Below are 26,687 nucleotides of genomic sequence, written 5' to 3'. Positions count from 1 at the left end.
AGACGCTGATCGTTCCCACGCTCTGCGTGGGAATGCCGCCATGGACGCTCCGCGTCCGCTTCGGGAGGTGACGCGGAGCGTCACGGGATGCATTCCCACGCAGAGCGTGGGAACGATCAGTGGAGAGTGTTAAAGCTTGGCTTTGACCGCCCCCAACGCATCCTTGCCATCCACGGTCTTCACCCCATCCAGCCACTTATCCAGTACCGCCGGATTGGCCTTGATCCACGCCTTCACCGCCTCGGCATTGCTGACTTTCTTGTTCACCACCTCAGCCATGATGCTGTTTTCCATTTCCTGGGTAAAACTCAGGTTGGTCAGCAGCTTGCCCACGTTCGGACAGGCCTGTGCATAACCTTTGCGGGTCAGTGTATAAACCGCGCCGGTGTCGCCGAAGTACTTCTCGCCGCCCTTGAGGTAATGCATTTTCAGCTGCACGTTCATCGGGTGCGGGGTCCAGCCGAGGAAGGTCACGAACTTCTGTTTTTTCACCGCGCGGGACACTTCGGCCAGCATCGCCTGCTCGCTGGACTCGATCAGCTTCCACTGGCCCAGCTCGAAGTCGTTCTTCTTGATGATGTCCTGCAACGAGATGTTCGCCGGGGCGCCGGAGCCGATGCCGTAGATCTTTTTCTCGAACTTGTCGGCGTATTTGTTCAGGTCGGAAAAGTTATGCACACCCGCGTCCCACACATAGTCCGGGACCGCCAACGTGAATTCGGTGCCATCAAGGTTTTTCGCCAGTTGCGTGACATCGCCCGTGGCTACGAACTTGTCATAGAAGCCCTGCTGCGCTGGCATCCAGTTACCCAGGAACACATCCACCTGGCCCTCCTTCAAACCGCCAAAGGTAATCGGCACCGCGAGGGTGTCGACCTTGGCCTTGTAGCCCATGCCGTCCAGCAGAAACCCGGTGATGGCGTTGGTGGCGGCGATGTCGCTCCAGCCAGGGTCGGCCATTTTCACCGTGTCGCATTGATCGGCGTAAACCGATGCACTGCCCAGAGCCAGAAGCCCGACCGTCAGTACTGTGGATAACCTTTGCATGGACTTCCCCTTCACATTATTGGTTTTGGCAGGGTTGTGGATAACGTGCTTTGCGCTCCAGATCATCGAGGTCGATGTGGTTGCGCATGTACTGCTGACTGGCGTCCACCAGCGGCTGGTGATCCCAGCTCTTCAGTTTGCCGATGGTCAGGGCGTCGGCGACGAAACGCCGGCGCCGTTGGCTGTCGAGCACCTGTTGGTGGATCGCCGGAATATTCCATTTGGCCCGGGCTTCGGCGAGAAAATCGTCGAAAAGCTGGCGATGTTGCGGCGAATGGCTCAGTTCTTCCTGCTCGCGCGGGTCGTTGTGTACGTCGAAGAGTAGACAAGGGTCGTCTTCGCTGTAGATGAATTTGTAGGCGCCACGGCGGATCATCATCAACGGACTGATGGTGCCTTCGGCCATGTATTCGCCGAACACTTCGTCGTGACCGCCCTGCCCTTGCAGATGTGAAACCAGCGAGCGGCCGTCCAGCGGCAGATTGGCTTCCAGCGTTCCGCCCGCCAGTTCGACGAAGGTTGGCAGCAGATCCGCCGTGGAAACCGCCGCGCTGACCCGGCCTGCCCCGAATTGTCCCGGCGCACTGATCAACAGGGGCACGCGGGCGGCCATTTCGAACCAGTGCATTTTGTACCAGAGGCCACGCTCGCCGAGCATGTCGCCATGGTCGCCGGAGAACACGATGATGGTGTCATCGATCAGACCGGTTTCTTCGAGTGTTTGCAGGAGTTTGCCGACGTTGCTGTCGATATAGCTGCATGCTCCGAAGTACGCCCGACGTGCGTCGCGAATCTTATCCACAGGCAAAGGCTTGTTCCACAGGTCGTAGACCTTGAGCAAACGCTGGGAGTGCGGGTCGAGTTCAGTCTGGGCCGGCGTTGTAGGCAACGGGATGTCGGCGTCGTCGTACATATCCCAAAACGCCTTGGGAATGGTGTACGGGTCGTGTGGGTGAGTCATCGACACGGTCAGGCAGAACGGCTGGTCGCCATCCTCGCGGATGTGGTCGAACAGGTATTGCTGGGCCTTGAACACCACCTCTTCGTCGAAATCCAGCTGATTGGTACGCACGCATGGCCCGGCTTGCAGCACCGACGACATGTTGTGATACCAAGTCGGGCGCACGTCCGGTTCGTCCCAGTTCACTGACCAACCGTAGTCGGCCGGGTAAATGTCACTGGTCAGGCGTTCTTCATAACCGTGGAGTTGATCGGGACCGCAGAAATGCATCTTGCCCGACAGCGCGGTGCGGTAACCGAGGCGCCGCAGGTAGTGGGCGTAAGTCGGGACATCGGCGGGGAAATCGGCCGCGTTGTCGTAGGCGCCGATCTTGCTCGGCAACTGACCGCTGACCAGGGTAAACCGCGACGGCGCGCACAACGGGCTGTTGCAATACGCGGCGTCGAACACCACGCCTTCGGCGGCGAGGCGGCTCAGATTCGGGAGTTTGATCGGCGAAGGCCCGTAGAACGGCAACATTGGCGCGGCCATCTGATCGGCCATGATGAAAAGAATATTCTTGCGCTTCATGTGATCGCGGCATTCCATAGTGAATATTTATGCGAGAGTGCTGCGATCGAGCATGGAGTCCATGCGTTTTACGGTAAAGCCCATGCACGGCAATGACTAGGATAAGCACAGCTTATGTATGACGCCCTTGGTGATTTGTCCCTGGACCTGCTGCGCGCCTTCGAGTCAGCGGCCCGTCAGCACAGCTTCACCGCGGCTGCGGTGGAGCTCGGCACCACGCAGCCTGCGATCAGTCAGCAGATCAAGCGGTTGGAGGAACAGCTCGGCACGCGGCTGTTCGATCGCATCTATCGCGGTATCGAATTGACCGAAACCGGGATGATCCTTTTCGAGCAGGTTCAGCTCGGTTTGCAGAATATCGATGCAGGGTTGACCGCAATCAGCGCTCAGCAATCACATGAAGTGCTGCAAGTCGCCACCGATTTCGCCTTCGCGGCGTATTGGCTAATGCCGCGCCTGCACCGCTTCCATGAAGCCAATCCGCAGGTCGACGTCAGCCTGGTTACCAGCGAGCGCAATCACAACATGCTGCGCACCGATATCGACGTGGCGATCCTGTTTGGCGATGGCCGCTTTAAACAGGGCGAAAGCCATTGGCTGTTCAGCGAGGAAGTGTTCCCGGTGTGCAGTCCGCTGTTGTTAAAGGAGCGCGCCCTGCCCTTGCCGATCCAGTCGCTGCTGGAGTTGCCGCTGCTGCACCTTCGCGGTGAAAACAGCGCCAATTGGTTCGACTGGAGCGGCGTATTCCGTGAGCTGGGGTTAACGTCCGCACCGGCACCGGGGCAGCTGCGTTTCGACAATTACACCTTGTTGATCCAGGCGGCGATCGGCGGACAGGGCGTGGCCATCGGTTGGCGGCACCTTGTGGATAACTTGCTGGCCCAGGGTTTGTTGTGCCGGCCGATTGCCGACACGATTATTTCCCGGTTGGGTTATTACGTGGTGTTGCCCCAGCGCAAACGCCGTGGGGTGTTGATTAAACAGTTTGTGGATTGGTTGATGGCGGAGCAGGCCAGCAGTGCGCAGTCGTTGAACGGTTTGCCGTTACCGTCGATTGCGGTGTGAAAGGCTGGAATCTTTACGGTCCGGAAGCCGCCACAAAACTCACATGCTCCCCGAGGTGCAGATTCAACCGCAGCTCATCGGCAATACCGACGGCCACCCGATTCAATCGCTCTAGCGCTTCGCCCAACCCCGGCTCCAGGCTGCTGCTGACCTGGCTGAAATGCTCGATGGTCAGCCCGGCAGCCCCGCGCGGCGCATCCACCAATGTCCAGTGCAGGCCGCTGCTTTGCAGGGCTTCGAGGATTTCTTCGGCGGCATGATGCTGAAGGTCGTCCTCGACTTCCGCTTCATCGAGTTCGGCAAAATCCCCCACTACGAACAACCGGCCAATGCCGGCGGCTTGCATGCCGTCAATCAGCGCATCCACCGCCAGCACCTGCTCGACCGGACCCGGCACGATGGTTTTTTCCACATGTTCGCTGTTGATCGGCAGGCCCGGTGCGTCCAGCAAACAGATCACCGCCGAACACCCGGCCACGCTTTGCTTGACCCGCTCGGCGTCGAACAGATCACCGTTCTTGGTGCGCAGGCCCGGACGTGGCGCCAGCGCGGTCAGGTCATCGAGAATCGCGATCACTTCATGCTGGCGCCGCAGCATTTCAGCCATCAGCGCACTGCCCAGGCTACTCATGGCACCATAGAGCACCACTTTCACCACCGGGGTTTCGGCATTTTTCATGGCTGAGTTCCTTGTTTCCTAACTATATGGTGTGTGACCTGTAGGAAACGGCAACGGTTCGACCGGGTTTTTCGAGAGGTTCAAATGCAGCAAATCACGGGCTATCACGCCCACGTCTATTTCGACGCCAGTACGATCGACCAGGCAAGGGCCTTGTGTGAACAGGCCGCAACCTTATTCCCTTTGAAGATGGGCCGCGTGCATGAGCGCCCGGTCGGTCCGCACCCGGACTGGAGCTGCCAGTTGGCGTTCGGGCCGGAACTCCTTGGCGAGGTGCTGCCGTGGCTGGTGCTAAACCGCAACGGTCTGGTGGTATTCCTGCACCCGGACACTGGCGATGACCTGCTCGATCACACCGAACACGCCGTGTGGATGGGCGCGATCCGGCCGTTGAACCTGTCTATTTTCTGATCAGATGTTTTCCTCGGCTTCACTGGGCAGGTGCTCGTCCAGGTGCAGCCAGGGCAAGCGGCTGTCGGTCCAGATGTGCCGGTCGGCCGGGGCCTGCTCCGGGTGATCGAGGGTGGCGATCGTCAGGTCAATGCTCTCGGGGCTGAGCTGCGTGATCAGGGCCACCTGTGCCCCACAGGTCGGGCAGAAATATCGCGCGCAGTGTTCAGAAGAGTCGTACCGCGCCGGTGTCCCACCTTTCCATTCAAACGCTGAAACGGGCACGGTGATCCAGGTGGTCACGATCCCGCCGCTGACCCGCCGACAGATCGAGCAATGGCAGTGGGCGATGTCGTGCAGCGGCCCGCTGAATTGATAGCGCAGATGTCCGCAGTGGCAGCCGCCGGTATGAATTTTGTCCATTTTTTGCCTCCTGCCCCGTGTTTCGGGACGTTGAGCCCGTCCGACGGCCGGTTGCCCATCCGGTCAATGCTTTCACCAGCGAAAGCTGGCTGAAAGCTTTCCCCATTAGGATCGCCCCCACTACCGGCAACAGACCGGTTGGCCACTGCCTGTGTTTTATCGCTCGCACGGCCCAATTAACAACAACAATGGTGATTCTGATGTCTTCTGCTACCCGCCGCTTTGCCGCAACTCCCCCCGTACGCCTCGTGCTTCCCGTTCTGCGCTGACCCCACCCGGTTCGCCCATTCCCTAGCCGCGCTACGCCTGGAGTATTCCCATGCTGACTTTCCTTGGCTTTGCCATGGTCATCACGTTCATGTTCCTGATCATGACCAAGCGCCTGTCCGCGCTGATCGCCCTGATTATTATTCCAATCGTCTTTGCCCTGTTCGGCGGTTTTGCGCCGAAGATCGGCCCGATGATGCTCGAAGGCATCACCAAGCTTGCGCCGACCGGCGTGATGCTGATGTTCGCCATTCTGTACTTCGCCCTGATGATCGACTCCGGCCTGTTTGACCCGGCCGTGCGCAAGATCCTCAAACTGGTCAAGGGCGACCCGTTGAAAGTTTCGGTCGGTACCGCCGTTCTGGCGCTCGTTGTCTCCCTCGATGGTGACGGCGCGACCACTTATATGATCTGCGTGGCCGCCATGCTGCCGCTCTACAGCCGCATCGGCATGAGCCCGCGGATCATGGCCGGCTTGATCATCCTGGCCGGCGGCGTGATGAACATGACCCCGTGGGGCGGCCCGACCGCTCGTGCGGCGAGTGCGCTGCACGTGGACCCATCGGACATTTTCGTGCCGATGATTCCGGCGATGCTGGCCGGTGTGGTGGCGATCCTGGCGATTGCCTACTTCTACGGTAAACGTGAGCGCGCGCGCCTGGGTGAATTGCACCTGGCAGGCGACGAAGTGGACCACAGTGAAATCAGCGTTTCGCAGTTCCCGGACGCCCGTCGTCCGAAGCTGATCTGGTTCAACGGCGCACTGACCCTGGCCCTGATGGGTACCTTGATCGCCGGCCTGTTGCCGCTGCCGGTGCTGTTCATGGTGGCCTTCAGTATCGCGATGATCGTCAATTATCCATGCCTGCAACAGCAGAAGGACCGTGTCGCGGCCCACGCCGGCAGCGTGCTGGCGGTGGTCGGTTTGATCTTCGCGGCCGGTATCTTCACCGGTATTCTGTCGGGCACCGGCATGGTCGATGCCATGTCGAAAAGTCTGTTGGCGGTTATCCCGGATTTCCTCGGCCCGTACCTGGCGGTGATCACGGCGCTGGTGAGCATGCCGTTCACGTTCTTCATGTCCAACGATGCATTTTATTACGGCGTGTTACCGGTTCTGGCCGAAGCCGCCAGCCATTACGGCATCACCGCCGTGGAAATGGCCCGTGCCTCGATTGTCGGCCAGCCCGTCCACTTGCTTAGCCCGCTGGTTCCATCGACTTATCTGTTGGTGGCCCTGGCCGGTATTGAATTTGGTGACCACCAGCGCTTCACTCTGAAATGGGCCGTTCTGGTGTGCCTCTGCATATTGGTTGCGGCGTTGCTGATGGGGATTTTCCCGGTTTTCAGCACTCTATAAATCAAAGACTCACCCCGACGGGCCGCGCTTCGCTGGTTGAAGCCCGGCTCTTCTGGGTTTAACACTCGCTCAAAGGAATACACATGGAATGGCTGACCAACCCTGAAATCTGGGTTGCCTTCTTTACCCTGACTGCCCTGGAGATCGTCCTGGGCATCGACAACATCATCATGATTTCGATCCTGGTCAGCCGCATGCCCAAGCACATGCAAAAGCGCACCCGGCTGTTCGGCCTGGCCCTGGCCATGGTCACGCGGATCCTGTTGCTGCTGTCGATCACCTGGGTCATGCGCCTCACCGCCGACCTGTTCGAAGTGTTCGGCCAGGGCATTTCCGGGCGTGACCTGATTCTGTTCTTCGGTGGTCTGTTCCTGCTGTGGAAGAGCTCGCAAGAGATGTACCACGCGCTGGAAGGCGAAGACGAAACCAACGAAGAGCCCAGCGGCAAGGGCGGCAACTTCCTCTACACCATCATCCAGATCGCGATCATCGACATCGTGTTCTCGCTGGATTCGGTGATCACCGCCGTCGGCATGGTTTCCCACGTACCGGTCATGATCGCGGCGATCATCGTCGCCGTGCTGGTGATGATGTGGGCGTCCGGCACCATCAGCGAGTTCATCGACAAGCACCCGTCGCTGAAGATGCTGGCGCTGTCGTTCCTGCTGATCGTCGGTACCGTGCTGATTGCCGAATCCTTCGACGTGCACGTGCCAAAAGGCTACGTCTACTTCGCCATGGCGTTCTCGCTGGCCGTGGAAGCGATCAACATCAAGATGCGCACCGCGATTGCGAAAAAGAAGAAACAGCAGGATCCGGTGAAACTGCGCAAGGACATTCCGGGCCAGTAATCTGCTGTGATGGAGCCGGTGTGGCAAAGCTGCTTTTGTGGCGAGGGAGCTTGCTCCCGCTGGGCCGCGAAGCGGCCCCCATATCGGCGACGCGGTTTATCAGACGAACCGCATTCGCCGGTTTTACGACTGCTGCGCAGCCGAACGGGAGCAAGCTCCCTCGCCACAGTCATGCGGTGACTCCAAATATTGCGCAGGGGCCTTCGGGCCCCTTTTTCATCTCTGTATCAAGCTGTTTTTATGACAGTTTTGTTTCAATCACTTCTTTAGCTATGCGATGCTGGCGCCCAGACCGTTAGCCAACTACAGCTTAAGTACAGAACGTAGAACGTCGCGCGGTACCGTCAACTTGTCCCTTTGGGACGCTACCACCACAGGGGGCCCAGCATGCTGACCCTGCTCAATTTGCTTTCCGCCGTGACCTTGCTGATCTGGGGCACGCACATCGTCCGAACCGGCATCCTGCGGGTCTACGGTTCCAATCTGCGCCATGTGATTGGCCAGAACATGTCCAAGCGTGGCCTGGCGTTCATCGCCGGTATCGTCGTGACCGCCATGGTCCAGAGCAGCAACGCCACGGCCATGCTGGTTACTTCCTTCGTCGGGCAGGGCCTGATGGCGCTGACCCCGGCGCTGGCGACCATGCTCGGCGCCGACGTCGGTACGGCGCTGATGGCGCGGGTGCTGACGTTCGACCTGTCGTGGCTGTCGCCGCTGCTGATCTTCCTCGGGGTGATTTTCTTCCTGTCGCGCAAACAGACCCGCGTCGGACAAATGGGCCGGGTCGCCATCGGCCTGGGCCTGATCATCCTCGCGCTGCAACTGATCGTCGAAGCCGCCGCCCCGATCACCCACGCCCAAGGGGTGAAGGTGATCTTCGCCTCCCTGACCGGCGACATCCTGCTCGATGCCCTGATTGGCGCGCTGTTCGCGATGATTTCCTACTCCAGCCTGGCCGCCGTCCTGCTGACCGCGACCCTGGCCGGTGCCGGTGTGATCAGCCTGCCGGTGGCCATCGGCCTGGTGATCGGCGCCAACATCGGCAGCGGTGTACTGGCGTTCATGAGCACCAGCATGCAGAACGCCGCCGGGCGCCAGGTGGCGCTGGGCAGCCTGTTGTACAAACTGATTGGGCTGTTGCTGATCATCCCGGTGCTCGACCCGCTGGTGCACTGGATCGACAGCCTGGATTTCAGCCCGCAGGAAATGGTCATTGGCTTCCACTTGCTCTACAACACCGCGCGTTGCCTGATCCTGTTGCCCAGCGTCGGGCCGATGGCCAGGCTCTGCGCCTGGTTGTTGCCGGAGCGCCCGGAACTCAACGGCATGGCCAAGCCCCGGCATCTGGACGCGACCGCGCTGGTCACCCCGAGCCTGGCGCTGGCCAACGCCGCCCGGGAAACCCTGCGCATTGGCGATCTGATCGACAACATGCTCGAAGCCATGCTCGACGTGTTGCACGGCAAACAGACCGCCGTCACCCAGGAAATGCGTCGCCACACCGATGACGTCGAAGCGCTCTACAGCGCGATCAAGCTCTACCTGGCGCAGATGCCCCGGGAAGACCTCAGCGATCAGGACAGTCGGCGCTGGGCGGAAATCATCGAGCTGGCGATCAACCTCAAACTCGCCAGCGACTTGATCGAACGCATGCTGCGCAAGGTCCAGCAGCAGAAGACTTCGCAGCGCCGGTCCTTTTCCGACGTCGGCCTGGAAGAGTTGGCGGGGTTGCACAGTCAGTTGATCTCCAATTTGCGCCTGGGGCTGTCGGTGTTCCTCAGCAGCGATCCGGAAAGCGCCCGGCAGTTGCTGCGCGAGAAACGTCGCTTTCGCGCACAGGAACGCCGCCTGGCCCATGCTCATGTCAGCCGTTTGCAACGTAAGATCGTGCAAAGTATCGAAACCAGTTCGTTGCACCTGGAGTTGATCGCCGACATGAAACGCTTGAATTCGCTGTTTTGCAGCAGTGCCTACGCGGTATTGGAAACGTCCGACACCGGTGCGCTGGCGGCTGACGATTTGGCGGACATCACGCATTCACCTTGAACGTCTGACGGTGTGGCCAGTCAGTAACAATGGTTCAGCCTGGAAGCTCGTTATGCGTTGTCTGTTGTTCGCCTGTCTGTTGCTCGGTTCATTCCCTTCGTTTGCCCTGGATCGTTTCCAGGTCGAAGGCTATGCGCTGCCCAACGGCCTGCAATTGCTGCTCAAGCCCGGCAATGACCGTGGGCATGTGGCGATTCGGCTGGTGGTCGGCGTCGGCATCGATGACTTCAAGTGCGATGAAAAGGAACTGCCGCACCTGCTCGAACACCTGCTGTTCAGCGGCATCGACGCCAGCGGTGAAGGGGGGCTGGAAGAACGCATGCAGGCCCTGGGCGGTGAATGGAACGCCTTCACGAGCAACGCCGATACCACCTTCGTGATCGAAGCCCCGGCGAAAAACCAGCGCAAGGTCCTCGACCTGTTGTTGGCGCTGCTGACCCAGACCCGATTTGACGACAACGCGATCAACGCCGCCAAGCAAGTGGTCGAGCGTGAAGACGGCGGCCACTATTCGCACCTGCAGCGCTGGATGGATCGTCAGGACCTGGGCCACACCGCCAGTAATCAACTGGCGGTGGAGCTGGGCCTCAAATGCCCCGAGCGGGCCGAAGTCGATCACCTGACCCGCGAGCAGCTGGATAAGGTGCGCAAGGCCTGGTACGCCCCCAACAACATGACCCTGATCGTGGTCGGCGACCTCGACAAGCTGCTGCCGGCCTATCTGGAACGGGCCTGGGGGCCGCTTGAGGCGGTCGATCCGTCCGAGCATTTGCCGTTGCCGGACATCAAGACCAGCGCGGCCCATGAACGCAGCCTGATCCACGGTTTCGTCGGCGGTGGGGCCAAGCTGCACTGGCTGGTGCCGGAGCCGGTGCTGGAAGACATCCCCGATCAAGCCTTTGACCTGCTCAAGGATTACCTGGATTGGGCGCTCTATCGGCAGATGCGCCTGGCCCATGGTTTGTCCTACGGCCCGTGGGCCGAGCGCGAGTTGTTCGGCAGCGTCGGTTTCATGAGCCTGAATGCCGACCTTGAGCGCGAAAACGTCGACGAAGCCAAGCAAGTGCTGGAAGACATGAAGGCCGAGCTGCTCAAGAACGGCCTCGACGCCGAGACCTTCGACCGCCTCAAGCAAGCCGCTATCGCTCGCCAGTCCTGGGCCGTGCAAGGCAACAGCGCCCTGGCCGATTACTACTGGAGCGCCCTGGGGGATTACGAGGACGGACGCTTCACCAACCCGGCCAAGGAACTGCAAGGGGTGACGCTGGAAGAAGCGAACAAGGCCATGCGCGAGTTGCTGCTGCAGCCGGGGTATTTGCGGATCGAGAAGCCGTTGATCAGTGATGATCAGTTGTTGTGGGTGTTGGCAGGGGTGTTTGGGTTGCTGGTGCTGGGTGTGCTGGGCTGGCGCTTGCATCGCAAACACTAACTACCCTGTGGCGAGGGAGCTTGCTCCCGCTCGGCTGCGCAGCAGTCGTAAAACCAGCCAGCAAGATTTACCTGAAGAAATGCAGTGAATGGTTTTGGGGGCGCTTCGCACCCCAGCGGGAGCAAGCTCCCTCGCCACAGGTCATCATTCACTCTGGTTTTGTGGTTGCCTGAATGTGATCGCCACAAAAGCTCCTCGGCGTTACCCTGTCGAGGATTTTTCCTACGACTAATGTGAACCGCCGAATGCCTACCCTGCCCCTTATCGTCCAGCGCGGTCTTGAATTGATGAAGCGCTATCCGGGGGTGATTGCGCTCGGTGGTTTTATCTCCGGCGTCGGCAGTTTCATGCTGGTGGATCGCCAACAGGGTCTGGCGACCTGGATCACTACGATCATGCTGGTCAGCTGGGTGTGGCTGATGCTGGAAAACAGCCTCACGCAGCTGTTTACCCGGGTGTTCAAACGGGAAATCCCCCAGCCGCTGCTGCGTTACGCGACGCAGATGATCCACCAGGAAAGCCTGTTTTTCGTCCTGCCGTTCTTCTTCATCACCACCACCTGGAACAGCGGCCAACTGTTTTTCACCGGGCTGCTGAGCATCTCGGCGCTGATTTCCATCATCGACCCGCTCTATTACAAATGGCTGGCCCCACGGCGCTGGGCGTTCCTCGCGTTGCACACCCTGACCCTGTTCGCCGCCCTGCTCACCGCCCTGCCCGTGATCCTGCACCTGACCACGTCCCAGAGTTTCAAACTGGCCCTGGGCATCGCCATGTTGTTGTCGTTCCCGAGCCTGGCGTCGATTTTCCCGATCCGCACCGTGCGCAACGCCCTGGCGATCCTGAGCATCACCCTCGGCATCGGCGCCCTCGGCTGGGTCCTGCGTTCGTGGGTGCCGCCGGCGACGCTGTGGATGACCGACGTCGCCATCAGCACGCAAATGCAGGACCGCACCCCCGGCGAGAGCCTGGACGAAGTCAGCGCCGAGCAGATTCGCGGCGGCGGGCTCTACGCCTACACCGCGATCAATGCGCCGCGCGGGCTGGATGAGCGGATTTATCACGTGTGGCAGTTCAACGGCCAAGAAGTCGACCGCATCCCGCTGGATATCCACGGCGGGCGCAAGGAAGGCTACCGGGCCTGGACCCACAAGCAGAACTTCCCCGGCAACCCGGCGGGCAAATGGCAGGTTCGGGTGCTGACCGAAGACGGCCAAGTGATCGGCGTATTGCGCTTCGTGGTCAAGGACAGCACACCGATCAAAGAAAAGTAATCCGGTTCGTGCTATTACGTTAGACCTGCGTAACAACCGAACAAGCACGGAGCTTATGACCAGCAGCACATTGCCCGGCAGTGCCCAACTGGACACCTCCCACACCCCTGCACAGTTGCGGGTCACAGGTGACTGGACGCTTGCCCATTACGCTGACCTCAAGCGCCTGGGCGACAAACTGCGCGGCCAGTACGACGACAACACCCACATCGACCTCAATGGCCTCGGCGCGCTCGACACCGCCGGCGCCTCGCTGCTGGTGGAGCTGCTGGGTTCCGAGCGTCTGGGCCGATCGGCCGAACACCCCGAGTGCACGATCTCCAGCGCCGATCGCGCGTTGCTGCACACCGTCTATTGCTCGCTGACCGATTTCTGCGTACCGCTCAAGGAACCGGAAACCAGCACCGGCATTCAACTGCTGACCCGCATCGGCCGCGCCGTCGACATGGTCTGGCAGGACACTCTGCAACTGCTCGGCTTTGTCGGCCTGATCCTCGAAACCATCGCTCGTGGGTTGTTCCGCCCCAAGCGCTGGCGCATTACGCCGATGGTCGCGCACATCGAGCAGACCGGCCTCGATGCCGCGCCCATCGTCGCCCTGCTGACCTTTCTGGTCGGCGCGGTGGTGGCGTTTCTCGGGGCGACGGTGCTGGCGAGTTTCGGCGCGAGTATTTTCACCGTCGACCTGGTGGCGTTCTCCTTCCTGCGCGAGTTCGGCGTGTTGTTGACGGCGATCCTGATGGCCGGCCGCACCGCCAGTGCGTTTACCGCGCAGATCGGCTCGATGAAGGCCAACGAAGAAATTGACGCGATCCGCACCCTCGGTCTCGATCCGATGGAATTGCTCGTGGTCCCGCGTGTGTTGGCGTTGCTGGTGGCGCTGCCGATGCTGACCTTCCTGGCGATGATCTCCGGGATTGTCGGTGGCGGCGTGGTGTGTGCGGTGTCGCTGGGGATTTCCCCGGCGATGTTCCTGTCGCTGCTGCAAACCGACATTGGCGTTCAGCATTTTCTGGTGGGGATCGTCAAAGCGCCGATCTTCGCGTTCCTGATTGCGGCCATCGGTTGCCTGGAAGGCTTCAAGGTCAGCGGCAGCGCCGAATCCGTCGGTGCCCACACCACGTCCAGCGTGGTCCAGTCGATTTTCGTGGTGATCGTGCTCGATGCCGTGGCCGCGTTGTTTTTCATGGAGATGGGCTGGTGAGTCGACAACCCCGAGCGCCTTCCGAGGCGGTGATCGAAGTCCGTGGGCTGTGCAATCGCTTCGGCAGCCAGAGCGTGCACGAAAACCTCGACCTGGATTTGTACAAAGGTGAAATCCTCGCGGTGGTCGGTGGCTCCGGCAGCGGCAAGTCGGTGTTGCTGCGCAGCATTGTCGGCTTGCGCCAGCCCAGCGAAGGGGTGGTGAAGGTCTTCGGCAAGAACCTGCCGACGCTCTCCGAACACGAGCGCTCGATGGTTGAGCGGCGCTTCGGTGTGCTGTTCCAGAAAGGCGCGCTGTTCTCCTCGCTGACCGTGACCGAGAACGTCGCCCTGCCCTTGATCGAACACGCCGGCCTCAGCCGTGCCGATGCCGAGCACCTGGCGGCGGTGAAACTGGCGTTGGCCGGGTTGCCGCTGTCGGCGGCAGACAAATACCCCGCGTCCCTGTCCGGCGGCATGATCAAGCGTGCGGCGCTGGCCCGTGCCCTGGCGCTGGACCCGGACATCCTGTTTCTCGACGAACCCACCGCCGGCCTCGATCCGATTGGCGCCGCCGCGTTTGATCAACTGATTCTGACCCTGCGCGATGCCCTGGGCCTGAGCGTGTTCCTGGTGACTCACGACCTCGACACGCTCTACACCATCACCGACCGGGTGGCGGTGCTGGCGCAGAAGAAAGTGCTGGTGGCGGACGCCATCGACAAGGTCTCGGAAACCGACGACCCGTGGATTCACGAATACTTCCATGGCCCACGGGGCCGCGCGGCGCTGACGGCCGCTCAACAGCTTAACGAGGTCTGACATGGAAACCCGAGCCCATCATGTATTGATCGGCCTGTTCACCGTGATTGTGGTGGCGGGCGCCCTGCTCTTCGGTTTGTGGCTGGCCAAGTCCAGCGTCGACACCGAGTTCAAGGATTACGAAATCGTCTTCAATGAGGCGGTCAGCGGTCTGTCCAAGGGCAGCGCCGTGCAGTACAGCGGGATCAAGGTCGGTGACGTAGTGACCCTGCGCCTGGACCCGAAAGACCCGCGTCGGGTGCTGGCACGGATTCGACTTGGCGGCGACACGCCGATCAAGGAAGACACCGAGGCCAAACTGGCGCTGACCGGGATCACCGGCACCTCGATCATCCAGCTCAGTGGCGGCACGCCGCAAAGTCCCAAGCTGCGGGGCAAGGACGGCGAGTTGCCGACGATTGTCGCGGCGCCCTCGCCCATCGCCCGCCTGCTGAACGACAGTAACGACTTGATGGCCGGGGTGAACGTGTTGATGCACAACGCCAATCAGATGTTTTCGTCGGAGAACGTCGAGCGCATCAGCAAGACCCTGGAGCACCTGGAGCAAACCACCGGGACCATCGCCGAGCAGCGCGGCGATATTCGTCAGGCGATGCAGCAACTGGCGTCGGTCGGCAAACAGGCCAACACCATGATGGAACAGACCTCGGCGCTGATGCGCAACGCCAATGGCCTGCTCAACGATCAGGGCAAGCAGATGTTCGGCAGTGCCGAGCAGGCGATGAAGTCGCTGGAGCAGAGCAGCGCGACCATCAATAAGTTGCTGACCAACAATCAGGATTCCCTCAACAGCGGCATGCAGGGCCTCAATGGCCTGGCCCCGGCGGTGCGTGAATTGCGCGACACCCTGACCTCGCTGCGAGCCATTTCCCAGCGCCTGGAAGCCAACCCCAGCGGTTACCTGCTGGGCAGCGACAAGAACAAGGAATTCACGCCATGAAGCTGACTCACCTCGCCCTCCTCGCCGGTTTTGTGTTGGTCAGCGCCTGCTCGATCCTGCCCAAGGCCGAGCCGTCGGATGTCTATCGCTTACCGTCGGCTCAGAGCAGCGCAACGGTCAGCCACGGCACGCCGCAACGCTGGTCGTTGCGCCTGGCCAAGCCCCAGGCCAGCGAAGTGTTGAACAGCCCGAAAATCGCTGTAATCCCTCAAGGGGATCTGATCAGCAGCTACAAGGCGTCGCGCTGGAGCGATCCGGCACCGGTGCTGCTGCGTAATCGATTGCTGGACGGGTTTCAGCGCGATGGTCGGGTGTCGTTGTTGAGCACCGATGACAGCAATTTCCAGGCGGACCTGGAGTTGGGCGGGAGTCTGCAAGCGTTCCAGACGGAGTATCAGGGCCCGAACGCGAGTGTGGTCGTGCGCCTGGATGCGTTGTTGGTGCGTGGGTATGACCAGCGCATCCTCGCGAGCCGGCGCTTTGAAGTGCGTCAGCCGCTGAGCGATATGAAGGTGCCGGCGGTGGTGGCCGGGTTTGGCCAGGCCAGCGATCAGTTGACGGCGCAGGTGGTGAGTTGGGCGGTGGAGCAAGGGCAGAAGCTGGCGCCATCGCCAAGGCCCTGAAGGTCAGGCGTCTCATTGTGGCGAGGGAGCTTGCTCCCGCTGGGTCGCGAAGCGGCCCCAAAAGATGGGACTGCTGCGCAGTCCAACGGGAGCAAGCTCCCTCGCCACACAAGCCTTCTCCCATAAGGTGGTGTGGTTAGCCGAAGAACCAATAACAAACCCCAATCGCCCCCAGCACCCCGGCAAATTCCGCCAGCAACGCACACCCCACCGCGTGCCGCGCCCGCTGGATCCCCACTGCACCGAAGTACACCGCCAGTACATAGAACGTGGTTTCGGTACTGCCCTGGATCGTCGCCGCCACCAGCGCCGGGAAGCTGTCGACCCCGGAGGTCTTCATGGTTTCGATCAGCATCGCCCGGGCGGCGCTGCCGGAGAACGGTTTGACCATCGCCGTCGGCAAGGCGTCGACGAAGCGTGTGTCCCAACCGGCCCACTCCACCAGGTGCCGAATCCCGTCCAGCCCGAAGTCCAACGCCCCGGACGCGCGCAATACGCCCACCGCACACAGCATCGCCACCAGGTACGGCAGCAGGTTCTTCGCCACGTCGAAGCCTTCCTTCGCACCTTCGACGAACGCTTCGTAGACCTTCACTTTGCGCAACGCGCCAATGATCAGGAACAGCATGATCAGGCCGAACAGCGTCAGGTTGCCGAGGATCGAGGACAGCCCCGCCAACGCAGTCGCTGAGAGCGTCCCCAGCAGCGCCATGAAGGCACCCAGTGCCAACGCACCGGGAATCAGATACGCAAGCACCACCGGGTCCCACAGGCGCAGGCGTTGCATGAATGCCACGGACAACAGGCCGACGATGGTCGAGCAACTGGTGGCGAGCAGAATCGGCAGGAACACCAGCGTCGGGTCCGGCGCGCCTTGCTGGGCGCGGTACATGAAGATCGTCACCGGCAGCAGGGTCAGGGACGAGGCGTTGAGCACCAGGAACAGGATCTGCGCGTTGCTGGCGACCGTGGCGCTGGGGTTGAGTTCTTGCAGCGCCTTCATGGCCTTGAGGCCGATCGGCGTGGCGGCATTGTCCAGGCCCAGGCCATTGGCGGCGAAGTTGAGGGTGATCAGGCCGATGGCCGGGTGACCGGGTGGCACTTCCGGCATCAGGCGCAGGAACAACGGGCCCAGGGCCTTGGCCAGCCAGTCGACGATGCCAGCCTTCTCGGCAATCCGCAGAAAGCCCAGCCACAGGGTCAGGGTGCCGAACAGCAGGACCATGACCTCCACCGACAGCTTGGCCATGGCGAAGATGCTTTCCACCATCGCCGCGAAGATCCCGGCATTGCCGCCGATCAGCCACTGCGCCAGCGCCGACACGGCAGCCACGATGAAGAAGCCAAGCCACAGGCCATTGAGCATCAGTTAAATCCCCCGAAGAATGCGGCGAATGATAGCGGGGTCGCCAGAAACGACAAACCCCGGATTTCTCCGGGGTTTGGTTTGGCACTGCACCGATCACATCTATCCCCTGTAGGAGCGAGGCTTGCCCGCGAAGAGGCCGGTACATTCAACATCTGTGTTGACTGACACACCGCCTTCGCGGGCAAGCCTCGCTCCTACAAGGGCAACGCATCAACTCTTGGAAATTTCACCTGCCGGCAGTTTTTCCTTGCTGCGCCAGTGCGGCAGGGAGTTCCAGTAGCGCTCGCCCTTGGCGTCGTCGTACATGCCTTCCCAGCGCGAGATAACCAATACGGCCAGGGCATTGCCGATCACGTTCAACGCGGTACGGGCCATGTCCATGATGCGGTCGACACCGGCGATGAACGCCAGGCCTTCCAGCGGAATGCCGACGCTGCCCAGGGTGGCCAGCAGCACCACGAAGGACACGCCCGGTACACCGGCGATGCCTTTGGAGGTGACCATCAGGGTCAGCACCAGCAGCAATTGCTGGCTGATCGACAGGTCGATGCCGTAGAGCTGGGCAATGAAGATGGCCGCGATGCTCTGGTACAGGGTCGAACCGTCGAGGTTGAACGAATAACCGGTCGGCACCACGAAGCTGCAAATGGCTTTCGGCGCGCCGTAGGCTTCCATCTTCTCGATCACGCGCGGCAGCACGGTTTCGGAGCTGGCGGTGGAGTAAGCCAGTACCAGCTCATCCTTGAAGATGCGCATCAGCTTGATCACCGAGAAGCCGAACAGCTTGGCGATCAGGCCCAGCACCACGAAGGCGAAGAAGGCAATGGCGAAGTAAACCAGTACCACCAGTTTGGCCAGCGGCAGCAAGGAGGCGAAACCGAAGTTGGCCACGGTCACCGCGATCAGGGCGAACACGCCGATGGGCGCGTAGTTCATGATCATGTGGGTGACTTTGAACATGCTCTCGGACACGCCCTGGAACATCTTCACCAGCGGCTCACGCAGGTCCGATTGCAGGCTCGACAGGCCGAGACCGAACAACACGGAGAAGAAGATGATCGGCAGCATCTCGCCGCGGGCCATGGCCGCGAAGATGTTCGACGGGATCAGGTTGAGGATGGTTTCGATGAACGCGTGTTCATGCTGAACCTCGGCGGCAGTCGCCTGGTACTTGGAAATATCCACCGTACCCAGGGTGCTCATGTCGATGCCGGTGCCCGGATGGACCACGTTGGCCAGCACCAGACCGACCAGGATGGCGATGGTGGTGACGACTTCGAAGTAAAGGATGGTTTTGAGGCCGATGCGCCCGAGTTTCTTCGCATCACCCACGCCGGCAATACCCACCACCAGCGAGGAGATCACGATCGGGATCACGATCATCTTGATCAGACGGATAAAGATATCGCCCGCAGGTTGCAGGACGTTACTGATCCACCAGGCTTTTTCGGCGCTGAAATGGTTGAGCAGCGCACCGATTGCTATCCCCAATACCAGACCGATGAGGATCTGCCAGGCGAGGCTAAGCTTTGCCTTCTTCATATCATTACCCTTACTTCAGTTTGACTCGGGCAGATGCGCGAACTGGAACGCTCAGTAGCGGAAAAGTCTGTGCATCTGCCCCCGTATAAGGTGCCCCGAAGCGCGTATTTACGGCTCTTCGGCAGGCGAAAAAAGGCGCAACTATTCCGATGCAAGTAAGCGACGTCTAATGCCGTAAACGCCTACCCTATGCCGAATCGGCATGAGCTTTTTCAAATGAAACTGGCGTCCCAACCGGTTCGAATACGACATTTCGGCAGGCATAAGTGCCGTGAACCGGCCATTTCAGAGCAGCTTGGTTGTTTTTTAAACAGGATGATTCAGGTTAAAACTTGGGAAAAATCCTACGTTTAGCGACGAAATGTCATCGCACGAAAGGCGCAGGTTTCTCGATATACGGTCGCGAAGAAACACCGCGAAACGGTTTTGCGGGGAATATGCAGCAGAAGGGAATGAGCGAAATGCTCTAGATCAACGTTTTGCGCGTTTAAGCTCTTCGCAAGTCCGTCGAGCCACTCGGGGCCGGCGAACTTGCGTCGCAGCTTTTAATACCTGACCCGGCCCTTGCGCAGGCACTCCATGTGCCCGTAGGTCACTCCGACCCTGAAACAGTCAGAACGTCCCGACCCCTTGGTCATGCGCCGGCCTTCCTCGGGTGGCGCACTGGAGAGAAGCAAGGCTGCTCCTCTCGTGTTTCAAACTCAGTACCAGTTCGGATCTTTTTTCAGCGTTTCCATCAACAGCTTCTGCATGCCTTCATCTGGCTTCCCGAGGAAGCGGTAATCGGCATGGCGCGTCGGCGACTTGTCGGCGGGCAGACCCGCTGGCACTTGGATCCACATCGCGTACGCATCTTTCTTGTCGAGACTGAATGCAACGATCAAGCGATTGCTCAGGCAGGTGTCCTGTTTCTCACACAACGGCCCGACCAGATACCCATCGCCATCTTCAGTAACGGCATTCATTTGGTCAGAGGTACCGGTCAGGTTCATCACCCATTCCGGCAGACGCTCTTCCTTCTTGACGACCTTTGTCCATGTTTCACGGTACTGCGGGTCCGAGCTCAACAGCTCATTGACCCGCGCTTGGCCATCATTGGCCGCCATCGCCATGGCACTACCGCCCAGAAGCAGGGCGGCTGCCAGTGTCTTGAACAAAACGCTCATATTCAGCCTCGACCGCGACGGCCAAAGAAGAACGATGCGATGAACATCACCAGGAATACGACAAAGAGAATCTTGGCGATACCCGTGGCGGTGCCCGCGATACCACCGAAGCCCAGTACGGCGGCGATGATGGCAATGATCAGGAATGTGATTGCCCAACTCAACATGGTGATTCTCCTTACGCTTCTATTTAGAGGTGATGCAGGTGGTGCTTTTCCCGGCGCAGCCATCGCGCCAAGTCCGGTTCTTTAGAACACCCAACGTTCCTGACGGGGCATCTGATCCACAGGCTGGGCCTGGTCGACGTCCATCATTCGCATTGGAGCGCTGTCAGCCAGGTTGCTGCTGACGGCGCTGAAGTGGGTCTGGGTAGCGTGTTGAATCGACAGGCGCGGCGCCTCTGGCTGCTGGCTCTGTTCCCAACGGACAAACTGCTGGCCGCCGATCAAGGTGATCGTGAGGGCGAGCATCGCGAACAAGCCCTGCTGGATATGCAGAGGCGAGATACGCAATTGGGCGGCACGTTGGCGATTCATCCTGTAGCTCCTCCACCTGAGTGGTCATCTTGTTGAAGGCGCTCATTCCGTGAATGCCTTGCGTTAACAAGACTATTGCAGCCTGCATGCCAGCTTTTTTATTAAAAAAATATCAATTAAATCAATTAGTTATGATTTAGTCGAAAATCGTTTCGCACGCATCCTGCACGATGGGGTCGTGGCAGTCGTGCGTAATGCACGAAAGATTTGTAGGAACTTTCAAAAAATTTGAATTGCGAGGAGGGCGCGGATGTCAGACGTTCACGTAGGCAATCGCTGAAAGACTGGTTTTTTTATAAAAAACCAACGAAATCAGGCTATTAATGAGTAGAGCAGCAGATATCTACCCTGCCGGTGCTGGAATGGACCAGAATCAACCATGCAACTTGCCCGATTTCTCCGGGACTAACCAAAATCATTCAGAAAGGAGCGTAGGAAAATGGAATCAGCCACTGAGCATCAAGGCCGCATTCTGCTGGTAGACGACGAGTCCGCCATCCTTCGTACCTTCCGCTATTGCCTCGAAGACGAAGGTTATACCGTCGCCACCGCCAACAGTGCGGCCCAGGCTGATGCCCTGTTGCAGCGCCAGGTATTTGATCTGTGTTTCCTGGATTTGCGCCTGGGCGAGGACAACGGCCTCGATGTCCTGGCGCAGATGCGTATTCAGGCGCCGTGGATGCGCGTGGTGATTGTGACCGCGCATTCCGCCGTCGACACCGCCGTCGATGCGATTCAGGCCGGCGCCGCCGATTACCTGGTCAAACCGTGCAGCCCGGATCAATTGCGCCTGGCCACCGCCAAGCAACTGGAAGTGCGCCAACTCTCGGCGCGCCTGGAAGCCCTCGAAGGTGAAGTGCGCAAGACCAAGGATGGCCTGGATTCCCACAGCCCGGCCATGAAAGTCGTACTGGAAACCGCCCGCCAGGTGGCCGGGACCGACGCCAACATCCTGATCCTCGGCGAGTCCGGGACCGGTAAAGGTGAGCTGGCCCGGGCCATTCACGGCTGGAGCAAGCGCGAGAAAAAATCCTGCGTCACCATCAACTGTCCGTCCCTGACCGCCGAACTGATGGAAAGCGAACTGTTCGGCCATAGTCGTGGTGCGTTTACCGGGGCCAGCGAAAGCACCTTGGGTCGCGTCAATCAGGCGGATGGCGGCACGCTGTTTCTCGACGAGATCGGCGACTTTCCCCTGACGTTGCAGCCCAAGTTGCTGCGTTTTATCCAGGACAAGGAATACGAGCGGGTGGGCGATCCGGTGACCCGTCGCGCCGATGTGCGGATTCTTGCCGCGACCAACCTCAACCTTGAAGACATGGTCCGCGACGGTCGTTTCCGTGAAGACTTGCTCTATCGCCTGAACGTCATCACCTTGCACCTGCCGCCGTTGCGCGAGCGCAGCGAAGACATCCTGAACCTGGCGGATCGCTTCCTCGCGCGCTTCGTCAAGGAATATGCGCGCCCGGCCCGAGGCTTCAGCGATGAGGCTCGGGAAGCGCTGCTCAGCTATCGATGGCCGGGCAACATTCGGGAGCTGCGCAACGTGGTGGAGCGGGCGAGCATCATTTGCCCGCAGGAGCGCGTGGAAATCAGCCACCTGGGCATGGCCGAGCAACCGGCCAACAACTCGCCACGGGTAGGCGCCGCGTTGAGTCTGGATGAACTGGAAAAAGCCCATATCGGCGCCGTTCTCGCCACCGCCGGAACCCTGGACCAGGCGGCCAAGACCTTGGGCATCGACGCCTCGACCCTGTACCGCAAACGCAAGCAGTACAACCTGTGAGCACCTTATGAAACTGGCGATGAAGTTGCGGACCCGGCTATTCCTGAGCATTTCCGCACTCATCACCGTGGCGTTGCTCGGGCTGTTGCTCGGGCTGGTCAGCGTGATGCAGATGGCTGGCAGCCAGGAAGCGTTGGTGCGCAATAACTTCGTGACCCTCGACCTGGGCCTGAAGCTGCGCCAGACCCTCGGCGATCAATTGATCATCATGCTGAGCGAGAAACCGGATCCGGCGGCATTCGAGGCCTCCAAGCAGCACTACTTTCAATTGCTCGATGAAGGCATCGCCCATGAGCAACCTGGCGATGATGCCCACTACGGTTTCACTCAAGCCAAGACCGATTACCTGAGTTTTCTCCAGGCATACAGCGAGTCCCGCGACCCGACCCACGTGCTGAGTGGCAATGAAGCGCTCACGGAAAAATTCAATGCGTTGCGTAACGGTTTGATCGCCGAACACAAACGCTCGCTGGACAACATCAACGATACCCAGCGCAAGGCCCGTGACCGGGCGCTGCTGATCGCCGGCCTGCTCGGGTTGGTGGGGCTGGCGGTGCTGATCATCGGTTTCATCACGGCCCATGCAATTGCCCGGCGTTTCGGCGCGCCCATCGAGGCGCTGGCCCAGGCGGCGGACAATATTGGCCAAGGCAACTTCGAGGTGACCCTGCCGATTTCCTCGGCGGTGGAGATGAACCAGCTGACCAAGCGCTTCGGGATCATGGCCGAGGCCCTGCGTGAGCATCAGGCGACCAATGTCGACGAATTGCTGGCCGGTCAGCAACGCTTGCAGGCGGTGCTCGACAGCATCGACGACGGTTTGCTGATGATCGACCGCGAAGGGTATCTGGAGCACTTAAACCCAGTGGCGCAACGGCAACTGGGTTGGGACACCGACCGCCTCGGCCAGGGTTTGGGTTCGGCGCTCGAACGGCCGGAGCTGGATGAACAACTGCAATTGGTCTTGCGTGGTGGCACGCTGGAACGGGCGCCGGAAGACCTGGCCGTCGAAGTCGATGGTGAGTCGCGGTTGTTGACCTACAGCCTGACCCCGGTGAGCCATACCCAAGGGCATATCCTCGGTGCGGTGATGGTGTTGCATGACGTCACCGAACAGCGGGCGTTCGAACGGGTGCGCAGTGAATTCGTCTTGCGTGCCTCCCACGAGTTGCGCACGCCGGTCACCGGGATGCACATGGCATTCGGCCTGTTTCGCGAGCGAGCCAAGTTCCCGCCGGATTCCCGCGAAGCTGACTTGCTGGATACAGTGAACGAAGAAATGCAGCGCTTGATGCAGCTGATCAACGACTTGCTGAATTTCTCCCGCTACCAGAACGGCTTGCAGAAACTCACCCTGGGGCCGTGCTCCATCGAAGACTTGCTGGAGCAGGCCCAAGGGCGGTTTGCGGCGTCGGCCGCTGAAAGAGGCATCGACCTGTTGGTGGAAGTGCAGGGGCCGTTGCCGCGCTTGCAGGCCGATCAGGCGCAACTGGATCGAGTGCTGGACAACTTGATCGACAACGCCCTGCGCCATACCGCCGAGAAGGGGCAGATCCGCTTGCAGGCCCGGCGCCACGGCGAGCGGGTGATTATCAGTGTCGAAGATAACGGCGAAGGCATTGCCTATGGTCAGCAGGGGCGGATTTTCGAACCGTTCGTGCAGGTCGGGCGCAAGAAGGGTGGTGCTGGACTGGGCCTGGCGTTGTGCAAGGAAATCGTGCAATTGCACGGCGGTCGAATGGGCGTTTATTCGCGGCCGGGGCAGGGCACGCAGTTCTATATGGCGCTGGCGGTGTAGGGCGCAGTTACGCTTCGTCATCCAGGCGCCGGCCTGTCACCCGGCGACCACGGGTAATCAGTTCGATGAACTGCACGGCGCTCAACGCATGGGCAAACAGCCAACCCTGCCCGAACTTCACCCCTTCACTGCTCAGGAACTCCGCCTGGGCTTCATGCTCGATGCCCTCGGCGATCACCTTGAGTTGCAGGGCCTGGGCCATGTGAATGATGTACGGGGCCACGCCACTGCTGGCGGCGTCATGGCCCAGGGCATCGATAAAGGCCTTGTCGATTTTCAGGCAGTCCACCGGCAGGGTTTGCAGGTACGCCAGGCTGCAATAGCCGGTGCCAAAGTCGTCGATCAGCACTTGATGCCCGACATCGCGCAGGGCTTGCAGGTTTTCCCGCGCCACTACCACGTCGATCAAGCCGCGCTCCGTCACCTCGAAGGCAATCTGTTTGGCCGCCACCCGGTGCAAGGTCAGCAGCCGCGCCATCACCTGGCCGATACGCGGCACCATCACATCGCAGGCCGCCAGGTTGACCGAGATGTACAGCTGCGGATTAGCCCGCAGCAGCTGACCTAACTGTTCCAGCAAGCGCTGCAAGACGAAGTCGGTCATCTGGCGAATCTGACCGGTGTTCTCCGCCATCGGGATAAACAGATCGGGACTGGTCAGCGTGCCATCGGGTCTACGCCAGCGCAGCAGGGCTTCGGCACCGACGCAGTTGCGACTGGCGAGGTCGAAGATCGGTTGATACAGCACCTGCAACTCGCCTCGGCGTATGGCGCCTTGCAGCTCGGCATCCAGCGACTGACGCTGGCGCACCAGCAGAAATACCAGGAAGCCGACGATAATCCCCAGCACCAGGCTCGTCGGCAGCAGCCACCACCAGATCGCCGGCACATGCATGGCTGTACGCGGGGTGATCAGTACCAACTGATATTCCGGATTACTGGTGGGCATGCGGTAAATCAGGCGAGTTTGAGTCACTTGCAGGGCATCTAGGCTTTTCGGTGGCCAGGGCTCGGTGGGCGGCCAAGCCTGCTCGACGCCCAGCACCGGGATCGCTCGCTTACCGTGGTCGAGCACCACCAGAAGGCTGCTGCCAGGGGAGAGGTCGACCATATCGGTCAGATGCCCGCGCGAAGTTGCCACCCGGAAATTGCCGCGACTGAGCATCAGCGCGGCGCGGTTTTCATCGGGTTCGGTGGTGGTGTTCAGCCAATAACTGTAGATAGGGCCTTTGATGTCCGACGGCCGGATCATCGACACGCCTTCCTGGCGGGGGCGGTTGGAGCAAATCCGGGTGCCGTCCATATAGGCGGCTTCGTAGACGAAGCGATAACTGAAGCTGATTTGCTGCAAGGTGGCGATCATTTCGTCGTCGCACCTTCGCAGCGGTTGGGCTTCCAGATCATCCAGGCTTTCGCGCAACTGCCCGAACATCTGCTCCAGGCGGGCGAGGAAGCGCTCACCCTGGGCGTTCATTTCCTGACTTTCGTTTTGCTCGACCTGATTCATGGCGATGAACAGACTGCCGGCCATCAACAGCGTTGCGCTCAAGGCAGCAGCCAGCATCGCCAAAAACCAGGGGCGATAGAACCAACTACGCAACCTCTCTCGAGCAGCAGGCATATGGAAATATCCGAAGAATTACCAATGAGTTATAGCTGCTGATTGAGAAAAAGCCCGGACCGTCGGGCGGCGTCATTATTTTGTCTGATTCAACACCAGCAGCATGGCAGCGGTTTGCGCATCCGGCATGCCGTCGAAGCGGGAAGGGCGGTAATGCATCTGGAAGGCCGCCAACACATGGTGTGTCGCCACATCCAGTTCGCCGGTTTGCGGCGTCGCGTAACCCAGGCGCGCCAGTTGTTCCTGGAACCAGCCGATGCTCGGCAGCTCTACCTCGAATTGCACTTGCCGACGGGCGACCGCCTGCTCGTCCGGCCAGATGCCCAGGCCTTCGGCGGCCAGGCGCTTCCAGGGAAACAACGGACCCGGATCCAGCTTGCGCAGCGGGGCGATGTCGCTATGACCGATGATGTGCCGAGGGCTGATGCCATTGCGTTTGCTGATGTCCTTGAGCAGGACGATCAGGGATTGGACCTGGGCTTCGCTGTAGGGGTACCAGAACCGGCCGCCGGTCGGCGTTTCGCGGAAGCCCGGATTGACGATTTCGATGCCGATGGAGCTTGAGTTCAGCCACGTCCGGCCTTGCCATTCGCTTTCCCCGGCGTGCCAGGCGCGCAGGTTTTCATCCACCAGTTTGTAGATGGTCGCGCCTTGATCGTCACCGATCAGGTAATGGCTGCTGACCTCGCCGTGGGTCAACAGCTGCAGCGAACGCTCCAGCGAGGCGGAGGTGTAATGCACGACCACGAACTGCACGCGGCTGTCGAAGTTGGCGGAAGGGTGGCTGGTGTCGAAGCGCGGACCGCTGGCACAACCAGCCAGCAGTAGAAGCGACAGAGCGAGAGCAAGATATTTCATGGCAGAAGGCAATACACGCAGGACTGTAATGCAACAGTGTAACGTAATGCCTTGCGCCACGAAGGCCGAAGAGCCGCTTTAA

Annotated in this window: 24 protein-coding genes; 13 read left to right on the top strand and 11 right to left on the bottom strand. The window is 60.3% G+C overall.

Annotated elements, in window-relative coordinates; all coding sequences use genetic code 11:
* Positions 1-129: 129 nt before the first annotated feature.
* Entirely contained in the window at positions 130-1,047 is a 918-nt protein-coding gene (gene choX / locus ACZ89E_RS22480; RefSeq protein WP_476256474.1) for a choline ABC transporter substrate-binding protein, read from the bottom strand.
* A 16-nt stretch (positions 1,048-1,063) separates the two neighbouring features.
* Positions 1,064-2,578: a choline-sulfatase gene (gene betC / locus ACZ89E_RS22475; RefSeq protein WP_476256473.1), complete on the bottom strand. Its 1,515-nt coding sequence runs from the start codon at positions 2,576-2,578 to the stop codon at positions 1,064-1,066.
* Positions 2,579-2,692: 114 nt separating this feature from the next.
* Between betC and ACZ89E_RS22470 the strand changes: the two genes are divergently transcribed.
* Positions 2,693-3,643 (top strand): choline sulfate utilization transcriptional regulator, encoded by a 951-nt coding sequence (locus tag ACZ89E_RS22470; RefSeq protein ID WP_149659312.1) that lies wholly within the window; start codon positions 2,693-2,695, stop codon positions 3,641-3,643.
* A gap of 13 nt (positions 3,644-3,656) precedes the next feature.
* Here the strand turns inward: ACZ89E_RS22470 and ACZ89E_RS22465 are convergent, their stop codons facing one another.
* Complete coding sequence (locus ACZ89E_RS22465; protein WP_463258968.1) at positions 3,657-4,322, bottom strand: NAD(P)-dependent oxidoreductase; 666 nt, start codon at positions 4,320-4,322, stop codon at positions 3,657-3,659.
* 84 nt (positions 4,323-4,406) lie between these two features.
* Between ACZ89E_RS22465 and ACZ89E_RS22460 the strand changes: the two genes are divergently transcribed.
* Positions 4,407-4,733 (top strand): DOPA 4,5-dioxygenase family protein, encoded by a 327-nt coding sequence (locus tag ACZ89E_RS22460; protein ID WP_149659310.1) that lies wholly within the window; start codon positions 4,407-4,409, stop codon positions 4,731-4,733.
* Here the strand turns inward: ACZ89E_RS22460 and ACZ89E_RS22455 are convergent, their stop codons facing one another.
* Positions 4,734-5,135 (bottom strand): GFA family protein, encoded by a 402-nt coding sequence (locus ACZ89E_RS22455; RefSeq protein WP_476256472.1) that lies wholly within the window; start codon positions 5,133-5,135, stop codon positions 4,734-4,736.
* Positions 5,136-5,454: 319 nt separating this feature from the next.
* Between ACZ89E_RS22455 and ACZ89E_RS22450 the strand changes: the two genes are divergently transcribed.
* The 9 genes from ACZ89E_RS22450 to ACZ89E_RS22410 all read left to right on the top strand — a co-directional run bounded on the left by ACZ89E_RS22450 (position 5,455) and on the right by ACZ89E_RS22410 (position 15,929).
* Positions 5,455-6,762 carry a CitMHS family transporter gene (locus tag ACZ89E_RS22450; RefSeq protein WP_149659308.1) on the top strand — a complete coding sequence of 436 codons (1,308 nt, stop codon included), beginning with the start codon at positions 5,455-5,457 and terminating at the stop codon, positions 6,760-6,762.
* An 83-nt stretch (positions 6,763-6,845) separates the two neighbouring features.
* Entirely contained in the window at positions 6,846-7,613 is a 768-nt protein-coding gene (locus ACZ89E_RS22445) for a TerC family protein (RefSeq protein ID WP_149659307.1), read from the top strand.
* Positions 7,614-8,000: 387 nt separating this feature from the next.
* On the top strand, positions 8,001-9,659 hold the full coding sequence (locus ACZ89E_RS22440; protein ID WP_149659306.1) for a Na/Pi cotransporter family protein: 1,659 nt from the start codon (positions 8,001-8,003) through the stop codon (positions 9,657-9,659).
* 52 nt (positions 9,660-9,711) lie between these two features.
* Positions 9,712-11,088 carry a M16 family metallopeptidase gene (locus tag ACZ89E_RS22435; protein WP_149659305.1) on the top strand — a complete coding sequence of 459 codons (1,377 nt, stop codon included), beginning with the start codon at positions 9,712-9,714 and terminating at the stop codon, positions 11,086-11,088.
* A gap of 245 nt (positions 11,089-11,333) precedes the next feature.
* Positions 11,334-12,362, top strand: a complete 1,029-nt coding sequence (locus ACZ89E_RS22430) for a DUF5924 family protein (RefSeq protein ID WP_149659304.1) — start codon at positions 11,334-11,336, stop codon at positions 12,360-12,362.
* 55 nt (positions 12,363-12,417) lie between these two features.
* A complete protein-coding gene (locus ACZ89E_RS22425; protein ID WP_476256471.1) occupies positions 12,418-13,566 on the top strand; it encodes an ABC transporter permease in 1,149 nt (382 codons plus the stop codon).
* A complete protein-coding gene (locus tag ACZ89E_RS22420; protein ID WP_123515405.1) occupies positions 13,563-14,366 on the top strand; it encodes an ABC transporter ATP-binding protein in 804 nt (267 codons plus the stop codon). Before ACZ89E_RS22425 ends, ACZ89E_RS22420 begins: the two co-directional genes overlap by 4 nt.
* 1 nt (position 14,367) lies before the next feature.
* Positions 14,368-15,306 (top strand): MlaD family protein, encoded by a 939-nt coding sequence (locus tag ACZ89E_RS22415; RefSeq protein ID WP_463258978.1) that lies wholly within the window; start codon positions 14,368-14,370, stop codon positions 15,304-15,306.
* Positions 15,303-15,929, top strand: a complete 627-nt coding sequence (locus ACZ89E_RS22410) for an ABC-type transport auxiliary lipoprotein family protein (protein ID WP_463258979.1) — start codon at positions 15,303-15,305, stop codon at positions 15,927-15,929. Before ACZ89E_RS22415 ends, ACZ89E_RS22410 begins: the two co-directional genes overlap by 4 nt.
* A 136-nt stretch (positions 15,930-16,065) precedes the next feature.
* On the opposite strand, the gene ACZ89E_RS22405 is transcribed toward ACZ89E_RS22410, so the two are convergent.
* The 5 genes from ACZ89E_RS22405 to ACZ89E_RS22385 form a co-directional block, all read right to left on the bottom strand.
* On the bottom strand, positions 16,066-17,295 hold the full coding sequence (locus ACZ89E_RS22405; RefSeq protein WP_476256470.1) for a nucleoside recognition domain-containing protein: 1,230 nt from the start codon (positions 17,293-17,295) through the stop codon (positions 16,066-16,068).
* Between the two features lie 213 nt (positions 17,296-17,508).
* Complete coding sequence (gene gltP / locus ACZ89E_RS22400; RefSeq protein ID WP_123408509.1) at positions 17,509-18,840, bottom strand: glutamate/aspartate:proton symporter GltP; 1,332 nt, start codon at positions 18,838-18,840, stop codon at positions 17,509-17,511.
* 701 nt (positions 18,841-19,541) lie between these two features.
* Positions 19,542-20,006: an inhibitor of vertebrate lysozyme family protein gene (locus tag ACZ89E_RS22395; protein ID WP_149659299.1), complete on the bottom strand. Its 465-nt coding sequence runs from the start codon at positions 20,004-20,006 to the stop codon at positions 19,542-19,544.
* A gap of 2 nt (positions 20,007-20,008) precedes the next feature.
* The gene (locus ACZ89E_RS22390) at positions 20,009-20,173 is read right to left on the bottom strand and encodes a DUF1328 domain-containing protein (RefSeq protein WP_003177151.1); all 165 of its coding nucleotides are present in this window, start codon (positions 20,171-20,173) and stop codon (positions 20,009-20,011) included.
* A gap of 81 nt (positions 20,174-20,254) precedes the next feature.
* Positions 20,255-20,542 (bottom strand): hypothetical protein, encoded by a 288-nt coding sequence (locus ACZ89E_RS22385; protein ID WP_149659298.1) that lies wholly within the window; start codon positions 20,540-20,542, stop codon positions 20,255-20,257.
* A 439-nt stretch (positions 20,543-20,981) separates the two neighbouring features.
* Here ACZ89E_RS22385 and algB point away from each other — a divergent pair, with 439 nt between their 5' ends.
* A complete protein-coding gene (gene algB / locus ACZ89E_RS22380) occupies positions 20,982-22,328 on the top strand; it encodes a sigma-54-dependent response regulator transcription factor AlgB (RefSeq protein WP_149659297.1) in 1,347 nt (448 codons plus the stop codon).
* Between the two features lie 7 nt (positions 22,329-22,335).
* Positions 22,336-24,126 carry a KinB sensor domain-containing domain gene (locus tag ACZ89E_RS22375; RefSeq protein WP_149659296.1) on the top strand — a complete coding sequence of 597 codons (1,791 nt, stop codon included), beginning with the start codon at positions 22,336-22,338 and terminating at the stop codon, positions 24,124-24,126.
* A gap of 7 nt (positions 24,127-24,133) precedes the next feature.
* Here ACZ89E_RS22375 and ACZ89E_RS22370 read toward each other — a convergent pair whose 3' ends face one another.
* Positions 24,134-25,747 (bottom strand): EAL domain-containing protein, encoded by a 1,614-nt coding sequence (locus ACZ89E_RS22370; RefSeq protein ID WP_149659295.1) that lies wholly within the window; start codon positions 25,745-25,747, stop codon positions 24,134-24,136.
* Between the two features lie 75 nt (positions 25,748-25,822).
* Positions 25,823-26,605, bottom strand: coding sequence for an N-acetylmuramoyl-L-alanine amidase (locus ACZ89E_RS22365; protein WP_149659294.1), 783 nt, complete (start codon positions 26,603-26,605; stop codon positions 25,823-25,825).
* Between the last annotated feature and the right edge of the window lie 82 nt (positions 26,606-26,687).

It is taken from the genome of Pseudomonas sp. TE3899 (assembly GCF_056279105.1).
Note: the sequence above shows the minus strand (reverse complement) of the source record. Positions and strands in the feature narration are given on the sequence as shown.